This is a genomic window from Streptomyces sp. CS113, assembly GCF_002188365.1.
GTDB classification, from domain to species: domain Bacteria; phylum Actinomycetota; class Actinomycetes; order Streptomycetales; family Streptomycetaceae; genus Streptomyces; species Streptomyces tendae.
Genome location: NZ_KZ195574.1, coordinates 827,533 through 841,451, shown reverse-complemented (window position 1 = coordinate 841,451; position 13,919 = coordinate 827,533). Strand labels below are relative to the sequence as shown.

Genomic DNA, 13,919 nt, shown 5'->3' with positions numbered 1-13,919 from the left:
TTCGTTGTTTATCTATATAGGCGGTTGTGATGCGCTTGCTTCGCGTCGCCCTCCGAGCCGCCGCGAAAGGAGCCGCTTGCGATGAGTGATTCCATCGGCCTCGACGCTGAGCAGACCGGCTCTTGCTGTGCCGCGATCGCTGAATTTCGGCGGCGGACCGCGGAGCGCAGCGAACAAGACGAGCAGGCGGACACCGCAGAGGATCTCGCGGCTTCCTCGTCCGATCCCACGCGAGATGCCTGACTGCCGCCCTTCCCTTCGTGAAAGGACACCGCACAGTGGTTGACCTCGGCTCCGACCGCCTCCCAGTCGCCGTGATCGGCGCCGGCCCCGTCGGGCTGGCTGCTGCCGCGCACCTGGCCGAACGCAGCGTCCCCTTCGTCGTCCTGGAAGCCGGAGACGCCGCGGCGACAGCCGTGCAGGCCTGGTCCCACATCCAGCTCTTCAGCCCATGGGAGTTCAACACCGATCCCGCTGCCCGCCGGCTGCTCGCGGCCGCCGGCTGGGAGGAGCCCGAGGCGTCCGCGCTGCCCACGGGCGGGGATCTCGTCAAGCAGTACCTCCAGCCGTTGGCCGAACTTCCCGCGCTGGCTTCCCACCTCCGCTACGGCGCCGAGGTCACCGCCGTCAGCAGGCTGGGCATTGACCGTCTGCGCACCGCCGACCGGGACGCGGCCCCGTTCGTCCTGCGCCTGGCCGACGGTGAGGAAGTGTTGGCTCGCGCCGTCATCGACGCTTCGGGCACCTGGCGTCAGCCGAACCACGTCGGCGCGAACGGCCTGCCCGCCCACGGCGAGCAGGGCGCCGCCGCCTGGATCAACCACGGCCTGCCCGACGTCTTCGGAGCGGACCGCGACCAGCACGCCGGCCGTCACACCGTCGTGGTCGGCGCCGGCCACTCGGCAGCCAACACTCTGCTGGCCCTGGCCGAGCTGGCCGACACCGCACCGGGCACCACCATCACCTGGGCCATCCGCGGTGCCGACCCGGCCGCCTCCTTCGGCGGTGGCAGTGACGACGAGCTGCCCGCACGAGGCGCCATCGGCTCCGGCCTGAAGATGCTCGTGGAAACCGGCCGCGTGACGCTTGCCGCCAACTTCCGCACCCACGCCGTCCGCCGCCTGGGCGACGACCCCTCGCGCGACCAGGTGGAGCTCGTCTCCCGGGACCTGGACGGCACCGAGCGAAGCCTTGCCGCCGACCGGGTCGTCGCGGCCACCGGCTTCAGGCCCGACTACCGCATCGTCGACGAGCTGCGCCTGGAGCTCGACCCGATCATGTCCGCGCCCCGCGCCCTCGCCCCGCTCATCGACCCCAACCAGCACTCCTGCGGAACCGTCACCCCGCACGGCTACCGCGAACTGGCCCACCCCGAACCGGGCTACTACACCGTCGGCATGAAGAGCTACGGCCGGGCTCCGACCTTCCTCATGCTCACCGGTTACGAGCAGGTTCGCTCCGTCGCCGCCGCGCTGGCCGGTGACTTCGAAGCGGCTCGGTCGGTCGAATTGCAGCTGCCCGAGACCGGAGTGTGCTCGGTGACCGCCGGGGGAGAGGCGCTCGCCCTGCGTCTCGGGTTGACCAAGGAACAGCACGAGCAGCTTCTCCACGTCACCGCGAAGCACCTGGGCACGTCGGCCACGGCTTCGGACGCCGTGCTGTCCGCCGCGACGGAACTCGGCATCGACCACACCGCGGCCCTGCAACTGGCCGCCTACGCCGCCGACATGTTCGACGCGCCCGGCGCCCAGGGCTGCTGAACCGCCCGACGGGTCGCCCCTCCCGGTCTTGGCGGGAGGTGACCCGTCGGCAGTCGGTCAGGTGGTGCGGTGCACCTTGTGCTGCGCCGCCTGTGCTCTGGGGCGGACCACAAGGAGGTCGATGTTCACGTGAGGCGGCCGGGTCACCGCCCATGTCACCACGTCGGCGACGTCATCGGCGACCAGCGGGTCCGGAACACCCGCGTAGACGGCGTCCGCCCTGTCCAGGTCGCCGCGGTAGCGATTCAGGGAGAACTCCTCGGTGTGGACCATCCCCGGAGCGATCTCGACCACCCGCATGGCCTCCCCGCACACCTCCAGGCGCAGAGTCTCGGCCAGTACGTGGGCGCCGTGCTTGGCGGCGCTGTAACCGCCCCCTCCTTCGTAGCAGGTGAACGACGCGGTGGACGAGATCACGACCACCACCCCGTCACCAGAGGCTCTCAGAGCCGGCAGCAGGGCCTGGGTCATGTGCAGGGCGCCGAGAACGTTCACCTCGTACATCGACCGCCAGTCGCCAGGATCGGCGTTCTCGATGTGCTCCGTTCCGTAGGCTCCACCCGCGTTGTTGACCAGCACGTCACACGCCCGAAGCCGGGCGGCGAAGGCGAGGACGGCCTCCCGGTCGGTCACGTCCAGGGGAAACACCTGAACCGTCCCCCCGTCGTTTCTGATCTCCTTGGCGACGGCCTCCAGGCGGTCGGCCCGGCGGGCTGTCAGGACGACCTCGAATCCCTCGCGAGCCAGCGCCCGCGCAGTTGCCGCCCCGATGCCGCTACTGGCTCCGGTAACGACGGCCGTCCTCGTGCGAGCTGCCCGTGTGTCGGCGGTACGCATGCTTGTCGTGCCCCCAGTGCTGATTAGACGCTCATCGAATCAATCGATCTTGGCAGGAGGAGAAACGAGTGTCAACATAGATGCATGTCGAAGCTAGCGCAGTTGGCGGCCACCGCCTCCGCTCCACCGTGCTGCCCGTCCCTCACGGACCGGGAGCTCACCGACGAGGAGGCCGAGGTCACCGCCGCCATGTTCAAGGCGCTGGGTGATCCGGTGAGGCTGCGGCTGTTCTCCAAGGTTGCTTCCCATCCCGACGGGGAGGCCTGCGTGTGCGACATCGCCGATGTCGGCGTTTCCCAGCCCACGGTCAGCCATCACCTGAAGAAGCTCCGTGAGGCCGGCCTGCTGCTGTCGGAGCGGCGCGGCACCTGGGTCTACTACCGGCTCGCTCCGTCGGTGCTCGCCGCCCTGTCCGGAATTCTCACCGAGCGCGACTGATTCGCGTCCCGGCGTGTCCGTCGCGCCCGGTCTGTGCGGCTGAGGTGCGCCGCGTCATGTGATTTCCGCGTGCTGTGCATGCCCCGGCCCGTAGTGGCGCCCCCCGCCCCCCGCCCCCGCGGCCGGCGGTCGGTCGAGGGCGGTGGCTCACTCTTCGCGCTGCCTGCCCCTGTGTCTGCCCCGGCTGCGCTTCGGGGCGTCTTGGTGTGCCTTGAATCTCCTGAAGGCACCATCAGTAGTCCCCAAGAACTCGCTGCACTTGGGTCCCGGCAAGTGGTTGACACCCGCCAGGGATCGACGCCAAGCTGATCCCTGATTCGGCAACAGTCGATATAACCAAGTCGCGGCCTGCTCCATGCGGCGCCCTCGTGGCCACTACGTTCCCTGGCGCACTGATGCCCCCGGGACCTCCGCACCCTCCAATTCGGCAGTGCCCCCCCGTCGGGCTGCCCGCTCCCCCCGCCGCTACGGCTGTTCACAGTGCCCTTGCACGAGAGGACTCGCCCATGACCAGCACCATCCTCACGACTGCTCAGGCCCACTCCAACAACATCCTGCGAAGCGACGGCGACCGTACCGCGGAGCCCAACATCTTCCTGGCAGGCGGGAAAGGCATCCCCGAGGACCAGCGGATGCACGAGGTGGAACCGCTCACGGACCGGGTCAAACTCAACGTCGAGAACCGCTACGAGCACTTCGAGGCGACGTCAGAGGTGCGAGACGTCGACGGGCGCTCCCTGCGTGTCTACGGCTGGATCTATCGGACGTACGTAGCCGAGTAGCAGGCCAGTCACGTGAAGGGCGGGGCGAATGTCTTCCAGGAAGGATCCCCTCAGAATGGCGCGCAGTGCCGGTGGCCGCGGGACGCAAGGCGCTCGGGCTGCTCCCGCGCTCGGCAGCACCCGCCCGAGGACGACGGGCATGAACCGCGGCCGGGTCACCTCGGACTCCGGAACATCGTGCCCGGGGTGATCCGGCCGCTAGGGCGCGGTGGCCGGCCCCGGGCCGCGGAGGACGAGCAGGGTGATCTCGCTGGGGGCGAAGACGCGGAACGGCGGGCCCCAGAAGCCGGTGCCGCGGCTGGTGTAGAGAAGGGTGCGGGTGCCGTGGCGGCTGAGGCCGGCGAGGGCGGGCTGGTCGAGGCGGACCAGGTGGTGGAAGGGCCAGATCTGACCGCCGTGGGTGTGGCCGGAGAGCTGGAGATCGATGCCGGCGGCTGCCGCCCGGTCGACGAACGCGGGCTGGTGCGCCAGGAGCAGGACGGGGAGATCGGGATCGGCACCGCTCAGGGCTCCGGCGAGGTGGGCGCGGTGGCCGACCAGGCCGGACGACTCGGCGGTGACGTCGTCCACGCCGGCGACCACCAGGGTGTCGCCGCCGCGTTCGAGCAGCAGATGGCGGTTGCGCAGCGGCTCCCAGCCCAGCTCGGCCATCAGGTCGACCCAGCCCTGGGCCTCGCTGTAGTACTCGTGGTTGCCGGTGACGTAGACGCGGGCATGGGTGGCCCGGACGGTCCCGAGCGGGACGGCCTGGGCGCGGCGGCGTTCGGCCGTGCCGTCCGCGATGTCGCCGGTGTGGCAGACCAGGTCGGCTTCCAGGGTGTTCACCGTCTCGCAGACCCGTGCCGACCAGCGGGCGCGGTCCAGGGGGCCGTAGTGGGTGTCCGTGACGAGGGCGACCCGGAGGCCGTCCAACCCGGCACCCAGACGGGGGAGTCGCACATCGAGCCGGCGCACGCGCGGCACGCGGCGCGCCTCGGCATACCCCCAGGTCAGCAGTACGGCACTCACGCCGAGCACGGCCCACGTGACGATGCGAGCCCGGTCCTGGCCCTCGCCGACGCCGGTCACGGCCAGGGCGATCCGCAAGAGGACACCGAGCAGAACGGACCAGGTGAACAGGACCCAGCCGGCGCCCAGCAGCGTGTCACCGATGATCGCCGCCCGGTCCTGCTGCCGTCGGCCGTGGCCGCGCACCATCGCGAGCGGCATACCGACGAGACCGAGGAAGAACAGTGCGGTGCCGGCCAGGGTGACCGGCAGCGGCCAGTGCTGACCGGCGTGCAGGAGCACCCAGCAGGGCACGGCCCACAGCAGGACGGGGGCGATCAGGGGGATGAAGCGCATCAGGCGGTGCAGCCGGCCCGGCCGTGGCTCTCGCGCTTCCCCCTCGGCGGGCCGGGTGCTGTTGGTGTCGGTCACGCTTCCCCTCCCTCACCGAGCTGCGGTCCCGCGCACTGTATCCGGTCGGCCTCGGTCCGGTCGGACCCGAGGCCGAACAGGGTGCGGGAGCCGGCCACCGTCAGCGCCGTCGGCATCGGCGCCGGCTTCCGCCGCGGCCGGTACGGCACCGACTCCGCCGCGGCCGGTACGGCACCGACCCTGACGCGGCCGCCGTGCCCCCCCCTCCGGGCCCTCGCCGGCAGCGGCCGGCCGAGACCGCGAACGGCACGCGAACGGCACGCGAACTGCACCGAGCCGACCCCGACGCCGAGAACTGATTCCTGTTCACGCGGGCCGGTCCGGCCACCCGGGCTACGGGATCGCGACGGTGACGCATTCCCGGAGGCGGGCACGGAGCTGCGTGGGCATGTCGATCGCTTGCGGGTCGAGGAGCCACTGCACCTGCAAACCGTCGATCATGGCCATCAACTCCGAAGGCAGGGACTCGATGTCGACGTGGGGACGCAGCAGGCCTCGCCGGGACAGGTTCTCCACCGCGGCCCGAGCCTCGCGCCGTACCCGCTCGTAGCGTGCGACGAAGTAGGGGCGGGCGGGATGGTCGGGGGCAGTGGCCTCGCTCGACAGGACGGCGAACAGGCTCACGATGGTCGGATTCGCCTGGTTGTGCGCCACGAGGCGGATCAGGCCGGCGAAGTACTCCAGACCGTCCTCGGCGGCCTGGGCAGCGGCTCCCGCACGGAAGAAGTGCGCGTCGTCCTGGAGTTCACGCTCGGCCAGGACGGCTTCGAGCAACGCCTCCTTGGTGGGGAAGTGGTGCAGCAGCCCCGCGCGGGAGACACCACACGCGCCGGCCAGTTGGACCATGCTGGCGTTGCGGTACCCGACCTTGCCGAAAGCCGTGAAGGCTGCCTCGATGATCTGCGCTCGACGCCGTTCCCCCTTGGGGTAGTTGCGGGCGCCGCTCGGCGCGGGGGCTGTCGGACGGCTCATGATTCGATGCTATCCACTCCAGAATCGTCATCACGGTCGGTATGGAGCGGCGACGCTCCGTCGCCAGGCGTGCTCGGTGCCCGGCCGCAGGCGCCGGCGCACGCGCCTCTAGAAAACCGACATGGGTGTCGGTATTGTGCCGGTCGAAGTCAACTCGGCGCGCATTCACCTCGGAGAGGAATTCTTCGGCATGCCCGCACCTCGGATGGCTCTACAGCTCTACTCTGTCCGGCACCTGCTGGAAACGGCCCAGGAGCGCACACTGGCCCAGGTCCGTGCCCTCGGCCTGCACACGGTGGAGGTCTACGACTTCGTCGGCCGCTCCGACGCCCTCTCGGCCGCCCTGCGGGAGGCGGGCTTGACGGCCCGTACCGGTCACGCGGGATTCCTCTCGCCCGACACCTCCTCGGCGAGCGCACGGGCCGCGCGTCTGGAGGAGACGTTCCAGGCCGCCCGTGCCCTGGGCCTGGAGTCCGTGTTCGACCCGTTCGTGGCCCCCGACCGCTGGGTGGACGAAAAGGACGTCGCCGCTACCGCCGGCCTGCTGAACCAGGCCGCCGAAGCCGCCGCCGCCCACGGCCTCACCGTCGGATATCACAACCACTCACAGGAGTTCGTGCACGAGATCAAGGGCATCAGTGCCTTCGAGTTCTTCGCCGGCCTCCTCGACCCCCGCGTCAAGCTGGAGATCGACCTGTACTGGGCCGCGGCCGGCGGCAACGACCCGGTGGCCCTGCTGGAGCGGCTGGGCGACCGTGTGGCGGCTCTGCACATCAAGGACGGCGCCGTGATCGACGACCCGTTCTTCTCCGGCGCCCCCTTCGACCCCGCCGACACCGGCCAGGTCGCTCCCGGGCAGGGGCAGATCCCCCTGGACGCCGCGCTGAGCACGGCCCGTCACGCGCGCTGGGCCGTCATCGAGTTCGACCACTACGACGGCGACGTCCTCGACGGCATCGCCGCCGGCGTCCGCTACCTCCACGCGAAGGGCATCGGCCGATGAGGGCCCACGGACCGGTCGGAGTCGGCCTCGTCGGCGCCGGCAACATCAGCGACGAGTACCTCCGGAGCCTCACCTCCTTCCCCGACCTCCAGGTCCACATCGTCGGCGACCTGGACACCGGGCGCGCGCGAGCCCAGGCGGACCGACACGGCGTCCCTCGCTCGGGCACCGCGGCCGACGTCCTCGCCCACGACGACGTCGACATCGTCGTCAACCTGACCGTTCCGGCCGCCCATGCCGACGTTTCCTCCCGGGCCCTGACCGCGGGCAAGCACGTCTGGTCCGAGAAGCCCCTCGCCGTCGACCGGGACAGCGCCCTCTCGGTGCTGGACCGGGCCGCGGCCGCCGGGCTGCGCGTGGGCGTAGCCCCCGACACGGTCCTCGGGCCCGCCGTGCAGAGCGCACGGCGCGCTCTGGCCCGTGGCGACATCGGCCGGCCGCTGTCCGCGCAGACCGTGATGCAGTACGCCGGACCGGATGCCTGGCATCCCAGCCCCGAGTTCCTCTTCGCCAGGGGCGCCGGCCCGCTGTTCGACATGGGGCCCTACTACATCACCACGCTCCTCAACCTGTTCGGCCCCGCCGAACGCGTCGCCGCCATGGGCTCCACCGGCCGCACGGTGCGCACCATACGCACCGGTGACCGGGCCGGTACGAGCTTCGACGTCGCGGTGCCCACCCATGTCTCCGCGCTCGTCCAGTTCGCCGGCGGAGGCGTCAGCCAGAGCGTGTTCAGCTTCGACTCGCCCCTCCGACGCACCGGTGTCGTCGAGATCACCGGCACCGAGGGCACCATGGTCCTGCCCGACCCCAATGCCTTCAACGGCGACGTCAGAATCACCCGAGGCTCACTCGCCGGCGACGACAACGCGGATCCCGTCTGGCACACCATCCCCTCGGCCCAAGTCGAGGCGGGCCGCGGGCTGGGCGTCCTCGACATGGCGCGTGCGCTGCGCACAGGGCGGCCCCACATCGCCACCGGCGACCTCGGATACCACGCTCTGGACATCCTGGTGTCCATCGACGAGTCGGTCACCACCGGCGAGTACGTCCGCCTCGGCAGCAGCCTGGGCGAGATCCCCTACGTCGACGAGAGCGTCAGCCCCTTCGAGGCGACCCTGTGACCGCCGTCGCCGTCGGACCGGTCCCGTCCGCGGCCCCGTGGTCCCGGGCGCACGCTCGGGCGTCCGGCGCCCGACCCGGCACCCGATCACCGCCGACCGGTGGTCCCGGCAAGGCCCAGTACGATACGGACATGCAGCCAACCGGTCACCTGTCCTCGGCGGCGCGTTCACCCCTGGGAGCTGCCCCGCGCGGCCTGCTGACGGAGCGCATCGCGCGCCGACTGGAGCACGACATCCGCTCAGGAGTCATCGCCCCGGGCGACAAGCTGCCATCGGAACGGGAGCTGGCGGCCGAGTTCCAGGCCAGCCGGGGCGTGGTGCGCGAGGTGCTGCGGCGACTCGAGGCTCAGCAACTGATCGACGTCGCCCCGGGGCGCGGTTCCTTCGTCCGGGAACAGGACTCGGGACAGGCGCGCGGCTACGACGCGCTCTACCGGGCCGGGCGTCCGACCGTCCGCCAGCTCATCGAAGCCCGCATCCCCATGGAGACCGAGATGGTCCGGCTGGCCGCGTCGCGGGCGACGGACGAGGACCTCGCGGCCCTGCGTGCCGCCCGGGACGAGCTGGAGACTGCCCAGGATGTGGTGGACAAGGCGCGCGCCGACCTGGCCTTCCACGACGCCATCGCGGTGGCCAGCAAGAACCCGGTCCTGAGGATCATGCTCTCGTCGGTGAGCGGCATGATGTTCGAGCTGATGCTGCGCTCCAACTCCGATCCGTCGATCGCCGAGCCGGGTGTCCCGCACCACCCCGAGATCTTCGAAGCACTGGAACGGCGCGACCCCGACGAGGCGGCCCGCCGGATGCGTGAACACCTCACCCTGGCCCTGCGCACCTACGGCTCCGACCTGGACGTGCAGATCGACGTCATGGCCAGCAATCACATCGAGATGCTCCTGGGGCAGCACCGCCCGTAGTCCGTCGGGCTCGGCCACGGACGAGCGTCGGGCGCACCGACCGGCACGTGAGAACTTCCGGGCCGGGGGTGTTGCCATGCCGTTCCCCCTGTTACGTTTCGTCTGGTCCAACTGGTCCTACCAGTTGGACCAGGCCCGGTCGGGTCGTACGTATCCGGACAGAAAGACAGAGGACGACGATGTCCACGAGCAGCCAGCTTCTGAGTCGGCGCTCCTTCGGGCGGCTGATGGCCGGCGGAGCGGTGGCCGCCGTCGGCGCGTGCTCACCGAGCAGCCCGACCGCCGGCACGCCTTTGCGGATCATGGCGATCAACCACGTCTGGTCCCAGGCCGTGAAACGCCGCCTCGGCGAGTTCGAAGACCTGATCGGCCGCCGGGTCTCCATGACGTTGCTGACCGCGGACCAGCTGGCCGGCAGCTACAACGTCAAACTGAACGCCTCCGGCACGGACATCGACGTCATGATGGTGCGCGCGCTCCAGGAGCAGGGCCTCTTCGCCCACAACGACTGGCTGGTCGACCTCACCGACCGCGTGACCGGTGACGCGGACTTCGCGTGGGACGACTTCCAGGACGCCCCGCGCAAGACGTCGACGACGGCTGGAAAGGTCCTGAGCGTCCCCGTCGTCACCGAACGACCGGTGCTGTACTACCGCAAGGACATCGCCGCCGGTCTGGGAGGAGTGCCCGGCACCCTCGACGCGCTGATGGCCGCCGCACAGCAGGCCGCCGGCCGATCGGACGGCATGTTCGGGTACGTGGGACGCGGCCAGCGCAGCGGCGCCGTCTCCCAGTGGTCGAGCTTCCTGTACTCCTACGGCGGGGACTTCGTCGTCGACGGCGCCTCCGGCATCGGGAGCGCGCAGGCCCTCGCCGCGTACGAGTACTACGGCCGGCTGCTCGGCCGGACGGGACCTCCGGGCGCGACCAACATGAGTCTGGAACAGGCCATGCCGATCTTCGCCCAGGGCAAAGCGGCGTTCTACATCGACGCCGACGCGATCTACAGCAGCTTCCTCGACCCGAAGATCACGACTCCCGCCGTGCGCGAAACGGTCGGATTCGCCCCCTTCCCCGCGGGCCCCGCCGGTGCCAGACCGCACAACATTCCCTCGTGGAGCCTCGGCATCAACCGGTTCTCCCTGCTGCGGGACGATGCGTGGCAGTTCATCCGCTGGGCCGCGGGCGTCAGCCAGTCCCGCGCACTCCAGGCGGCGGGCATCCCCGGCGCCCGCACCTCCGCCTGGGACGACCCGAGCACCCTGAAGAAGTTCCCGCTGGAACTCGCCGAGGCCATGCGCGTCAACGCCTCCCGCGGCGTCGGCCACGACCGGCCCCAGGTACTCCAGGTGGGCCGCGCCCGCGACATCATCGGGCGCCCGCTCGTCGCGTCCATCCTCGGCGAGTCGGTCCCGCCGGTCGCCCGGGACGCCGACGCCGAGTTCAACGAGTTCCTCGTCCGCGACAACCGCCACAAGGAGTCCTGATGAGTACGGCCGGACTCACCACCGCCCGCGACCAGGGCGCGACGCCGGCGCCCCGCCCCGAGGGCCGGCGCTCCGCGGTCACCTTCGACCAGGCCAATCGCCGACTGCGCTGGGCCATGCTCTCGCCCGCCCTGCTCTTCGTCGGCCTCATGATCATCTTCCCGCTGCTGTTCACCGCGAACCTCAGCCTGACCGACGCCTTCGGCGCGGTGAACGCCGGCAAGGAACACATCGGGCTCACCAACTTCACCGACGCCCTCGGCGACACCCGCCGCTTCTGGCCCGCCCTCACCCGCACCATCGTCTTCACCCTCGGCGCCGTGCTCCTGGAGACCGTCCTCGGGCTGGCTCTGGCCATGCTGCTGCGCAAACCGTTCCGCGGCATGCGCTGGGTGCGCACCGTCCTGATCATCCCGCTGCTGGCCACCCCCGTGGCCATCGGCATCCTGTGGCTCCTGATCCTGGACCCCACCAACGGCATCGCCAACCACCTGCTCACCTCCATCGGCCTGCCACGTCAGGAGTTCCTCGGTTCGGTCGGGCAGTCCCTGCCCACGCTCGTCCTCATCGACGTCTGGCAATGGACCCCGATGATGACCCTGCTGCTCCTGGCCGGTCTCACCACACTGCCCGAGGAACCCGAGGAGGCCGCACTCGTCGACGGCGCCAACCCCTGGCAGCGCTTCTGGTACGTCACCCTGCCGATGCTCGTCCCCACCCTGGCCACCGCCCTGGTGCTGCGCGCCGTCGACGCCCTGAAGACCTTCGACCTGCTCTACGCCACCAAGGGCCCCGGCGGCGGCTCGGACTTCGAGGTCGAGACGCTCAACGTCTACGCCTACGGCCTCACCTTCGACTACCAGGAGTACGGCCTCGCCGCGGCCGTGCTGGTCCTGTTCACACTGTTCATCGTCGGCGTCGTCATCCTGATGCGCCGCCGCGGCCAAGGGAAGAACGCATGACCGTCACCGCCAGCCCCGCGGCCCCGAGCGCTGCCGCCCGCAACCGGCGCCGCACGCTCCTCTCCGCCGCCCGCGCACTCGCCGTCACCCTGGTCGTGCTGCTCTTCGGGCTGCCGATCGTGTGGATGTTCGCCGCCGCGTTCAAGACGAACGTCCAGGTCACCGACCCCTCGGTCGGCCTGTGGTTCACCCCGACCCTGGAGAACTTCCGCGCCGTCTTCGAGGCCGGCCAGATCGTCCGCTCCATGGGCAACTCCCTCCTCGTCGGAGTGGTCTCCACCGTCCTGTCCGCTGCGATCGCGGTGCCCGCGGCATGGGCGGTCGGCCGGTTCGCCATGCACCGCGCGGCCTCCCTCGTCCTCGTCGCGCGGATCGTGCCGGCCATCTCCCTCCTGGTGCCCTGGTACTACCTGTTCGCCCAGGCGGGACTGGTCGGCTCCTACACCGTGCTCGTCCTCAGCCACATGTTCGTCTCCGTGCCGCTGATCATGTGGATCATGATCAGCTTCTTCGCCGGGCTGCCCGTCGAACTCGAGGAGGCCGCCCAGGTCGACGGACTCAGCGCCTTCGGCGCCTTCTGGCGCATCACCCTTCCGCTGGCGGCGCCCGGAACCGCGACGGCCTCCCTGCTGGCCTTCGTCTTCAGCTGGAACAACTTCATGTTCGCGCTGGTCTTCGCCGACGACAGCACCCAGACGGTGCCCGTAACCCTGTTCAACTTCATCTCCTACGCCAGCACCGACTGGGGCGGACTCATGGCCGCGACCACCCTCATCACCCTGCCGGTACTGATCGCCGCCGTCCTCGGCCAGAAGTACCTGATCGCCGGGCTCACGTCCGGCGCGACCAAGGGCTAGCACCCGCTCCCGCCTCTCCCTGAAAGAGCACACACGCATGAAGATCGTCGACGCGCAGGTCGTCGTCACCAGCCCCGGCCGCAACTTCGTCACCCTGAAGCTGACGACCGACGAGGGCGTCACCGGTCTCGGGGACGCCACTCTCAACGGGCGGGAACAGGCTGTCGTCAGCTACCTGTCGGACCATGTCGTGCCCCTTCTCCTCGGCCTGGACCCGCACCGCATCGAGGACACCTGGCAGTACCTCTACCGGGGCGCCTACTGGCGGCGCGGACCGGTCACCATGGCGGCCGTCGCCGCTGTCGACGTGGCCCTGTGGGACATCAAGGCCAAGGTGGCCGGCCTGCCCCTCTACCAGTTGCTCGGCGGAGCCGGCCGCACCACGCTGCGTACCTACGGCCACGCCAACGGCCGTGACATCCCCGAACTTCTCGACTCGGTCCGTGCCCGCCTCGCCGAGGGCTACCCCGCCGTCCGCATCCAGTCCGGCATCCCCGGCCTGAAGGCCGTCTACGGCGTCCACACCACCGACACCGACGGCGCGGCGATCGCGCACCAGCAGGCCCGGCCCCTCGTCGAGGACTGGGACACCGATGCCTACCTGCGCCACATGCCCGCCGTGTTCGAAGCGGTGCGCGCCGAGTTCGGCCCCGAGCTGCCCCTTCTGCACGACGCCCACCACCGGCTCAGTCCGATCCAGGCCGCCCGGCTCGGCAAGGACCTGGAACCGTACCGGCCGTTCTGGCTGGAGGACTGCTCACCCGCGGAGAACCAGGAGGCCCTCCGACTGGTCCGCCGGCACACCACCACGCCGCTGGCGGTGGGCGAGGTGTTCAACTCCGTCTTCGACTACCAGACCCTCATCACCGAACAGCTCATCGACTACGTCCGGTCCGCCGTCACCCACTTCGGCGGCATCTCGCCGCTGCGCAAACTGTTCGACTTCGCGGCCCAGTACCAGATCAAGTCGGCGATCCACGGCCCCGAGGACATCTCCCCGGTCGGCATGGCGGCAGCACTCCACCTGGACCTCGCCATCCACAACTTCGGCATCCAGGAGTACTCCGGATACACGTCCCTCACCCACGACGTCTTCCCCCACGCCTTCACCTTCACCGACGGCCACCTCCACCCCGGAGACGCCCCCGGCATCGGCGTCGACCTCGACCTGGACCTCGCGGCCGCCCACCCCTACCGCGCCGCGTACCTCCCCGTGAACCGCCTCCGGGACGGAACCCTGCACGACTGGTGACCCGCCTGGCGGCGGCCCCGTCGGACCGCCTGCTGCCGGCCACCACCCGACCCCTGGCCGGGACGCGGGCGACCGCGCGCCCGGCTCTGCGGTACGCGCGGAACGGGAG

At 70.4% G+C, this 13,919-nt stretch carries 14 protein-coding genes; 11 read left to right on the top strand and 3 right to left on the bottom strand.

Going from position 1 to position 13,919, the window contains the following annotated elements:
• Nucleotides 1–81 precede the first annotated feature (81 nt).
• The gene (locus B9W62_RS40080) at nucleotides 82–243 is read left to right on the top strand and encodes a hypothetical protein (protein ID WP_179235326.1); all 162 of its coding nucleotides are present in this window, start codon (nucleotides 82–84) and stop codon (nucleotides 241–243) included.
• Between the two features lie 35 nt (nucleotides 244–278).
• Entirely contained in the window at nucleotides 279–1,760 is a 1,482-nt protein-coding gene (locus B9W62_RS03570; protein WP_087805119.1) for an NAD(P)-binding domain-containing protein, read from the top strand.
• 57 nt (nucleotides 1,761–1,817) lie between these two features.
• Here the strand turns inward: B9W62_RS03570 and B9W62_RS03565 are convergent, their stop codons facing one another.
• Nucleotides 1,818–2,597: an SDR family NAD(P)-dependent oxidoreductase gene (locus B9W62_RS03565; RefSeq protein WP_087805117.1), complete on the bottom strand. Its 780-nt coding sequence runs from the start codon at nucleotides 2,595–2,597 to the stop codon at nucleotides 1,818–1,820.
• A gap of 84 nt (nucleotides 2,598–2,681) precedes the next feature.
• Here B9W62_RS03565 and B9W62_RS03560 point away from each other — a divergent pair, with 84 nt between their 5' ends.
• The gene (locus B9W62_RS03560) at nucleotides 2,682–3,035 is read left to right on the top strand and encodes an ArsR/SmtB family transcription factor (RefSeq protein ID WP_087805115.1); all 354 of its coding nucleotides are present in this window, start codon (nucleotides 2,682–2,684) and stop codon (nucleotides 3,033–3,035) included.
• A gap of 506 nt (nucleotides 3,036–3,541) precedes the next feature.
• Nucleotides 3,542–3,817 carry a DUF5988 family protein gene (locus B9W62_RS03555; protein WP_087805113.1) on the top strand — a complete coding sequence of 92 codons (276 nt, stop codon included), beginning with the start codon at nucleotides 3,542–3,544 and terminating at the stop codon, nucleotides 3,815–3,817.
• A 198-nt stretch (nucleotides 3,818–4,015) separates the two neighbouring features.
• Here the strand turns inward: B9W62_RS03555 and B9W62_RS03550 are convergent, their stop codons facing one another.
• Nucleotides 4,016–5,236, bottom strand: a complete 1,221-nt coding sequence (locus B9W62_RS03550; RefSeq protein WP_087805111.1) for a metallophosphoesterase — start codon at nucleotides 5,234–5,236, stop codon at nucleotides 4,016–4,018.
• Between the two features lie 333 nt (nucleotides 5,237–5,569).
• A complete protein-coding gene (locus B9W62_RS03545; protein WP_087805110.1) occupies nucleotides 5,570–6,208 on the bottom strand; it encodes a TetR/AcrR family transcriptional regulator in 639 nt (212 codons plus the stop codon).
• A 190-nt stretch (nucleotides 6,209–6,398) separates the two neighbouring features.
• Between B9W62_RS03545 and B9W62_RS03540 the strand changes: the two genes are divergently transcribed.
• The 7 genes from B9W62_RS03540 (at nucleotide 6,399) to manD (ending at nucleotide 13,810) form a co-directional block, all read left to right on the top strand.
• Nucleotides 6,399–7,211, top strand: coding sequence for a sugar phosphate isomerase/epimerase family protein (locus B9W62_RS03540; protein ID WP_087805108.1), 813 nt, complete (start codon nucleotides 6,399–6,401; stop codon nucleotides 7,209–7,211).
• Entirely contained in the window at nucleotides 7,208–8,335 is a 1,128-nt protein-coding gene (locus B9W62_RS03535) for a Gfo/Idh/MocA family protein (protein WP_087805106.1), read from the top strand. The genes B9W62_RS03540 and B9W62_RS03535 overlap by 4 nt, the downstream gene beginning before the upstream one ends.
• Before the next feature lie 131 nt (nucleotides 8,336–8,466).
• Nucleotides 8,467–9,252, top strand: coding sequence for a FadR/GntR family transcriptional regulator (locus tag B9W62_RS03530; RefSeq protein ID WP_087811714.1), 786 nt, complete (start codon nucleotides 8,467–8,469; stop codon nucleotides 9,250–9,252).
• Between the two features lie 179 nt (nucleotides 9,253–9,431).
• The gene (locus B9W62_RS03525) at nucleotides 9,432–10,739 is read left to right on the top strand and encodes an extracellular solute-binding protein (protein ID WP_087805105.1); all 1,308 of its coding nucleotides are present in this window, start codon (nucleotides 9,432–9,434) and stop codon (nucleotides 10,737–10,739) included.
• On the top strand, nucleotides 10,739–11,701 hold the full coding sequence (locus tag B9W62_RS03520; protein WP_087805103.1) for a carbohydrate ABC transporter permease: 963 nt from the start codon (nucleotides 10,739–10,741) through the stop codon (nucleotides 11,699–11,701). Before B9W62_RS03525 ends, B9W62_RS03520 begins: the two co-directional genes overlap by 1 nt.
• On the top strand, nucleotides 11,698–12,558 hold the full coding sequence (locus tag B9W62_RS03515) for a carbohydrate ABC transporter permease (RefSeq protein WP_087805101.1): 861 nt from the start codon (nucleotides 11,698–11,700) through the stop codon (nucleotides 12,556–12,558). Before B9W62_RS03520 ends, B9W62_RS03515 begins: the two co-directional genes overlap by 4 nt.
• 37 nt (nucleotides 12,559–12,595) lie before the next feature.
• Nucleotides 12,596–13,810 carry a D-mannonate dehydratase ManD gene (manD, locus tag B9W62_RS03510; RefSeq protein ID WP_087805099.1) on the top strand — a complete coding sequence of 405 codons (1,215 nt, stop codon included), beginning with the start codon at nucleotides 12,596–12,598 and terminating at the stop codon, nucleotides 13,808–13,810.
• Nucleotides 13,811–13,919: the final 109 nt, after the last annotated feature.

Bases quoted from the DNA above. Each gene is read 5' to 3' on its own strand.
- B9W62_RS40080 (WP_179235326.1), top strand. From the start codon at position 82: ATGAGTGATTCCATCGGCCTCGACGCTGAGCAGACCGGCTCTTGCTGT.
- B9W62_RS03565 (WP_087805117.1), bottom strand. From the start codon at position 2,597: ATGCGTACCGCCGACACACGGGCAGCTCGCACGAGGACGGCCGTCGTT.
- B9W62_RS03560 (WP_087805115.1), top strand. From the start codon at position 2,682: ATGTCGAAGCTAGCGCAGTTGGCGGCCACCGCCTCCGCTCCACCGTGC.
- B9W62_RS03555 (WP_087805113.1), top strand. From the start codon at position 3,542: ATGACCAGCACCATCCTCACGACTGCTCAGGCCCACTCCAACAACATC.
- B9W62_RS03545 (WP_087805110.1), bottom strand. From the start codon at position 6,208: ATGAGCCGTCCGACAGCCCCCGCGCCGAGCGGCGCCCGCAACTACCCC.
- B9W62_RS03540 (WP_087805108.1), top strand. From the start codon at position 6,399: ATGCCCGCACCTCGGATGGCTCTACAGCTCTACTCTGTCCGGCACCTG.
- B9W62_RS03535 (WP_087805106.1), top strand. From the start codon at position 7,208: ATGAGGGCCCACGGACCGGTCGGAGTCGGCCTCGTCGGCGCCGGCAAC.
- B9W62_RS03530 (WP_087811714.1), top strand. From the start codon at position 8,467: ATGCAGCCAACCGGTCACCTGTCCTCGGCGGCGCGTTCACCCCTGGGA.
- B9W62_RS03525 (WP_087805105.1), top strand. From the start codon at position 9,432: ATGTCCACGAGCAGCCAGCTTCTGAGTCGGCGCTCCTTCGGGCGGCTG.
- B9W62_RS03520 (WP_087805103.1), top strand. From the start codon at position 10,739: ATGAGTACGGCCGGACTCACCACCGCCCGCGACCAGGGCGCGACGCCG.
- B9W62_RS03515 (WP_087805101.1), top strand. From the start codon at position 11,698: ATGACCGTCACCGCCAGCCCCGCGGCCCCGAGCGCTGCCGCCCGCAAC.
- manD (WP_087805099.1), top strand. From the start codon at position 12,596: ATGAAGATCGTCGACGCGCAGGTCGTCGTCACCAGCCCCGGCCGCAAC.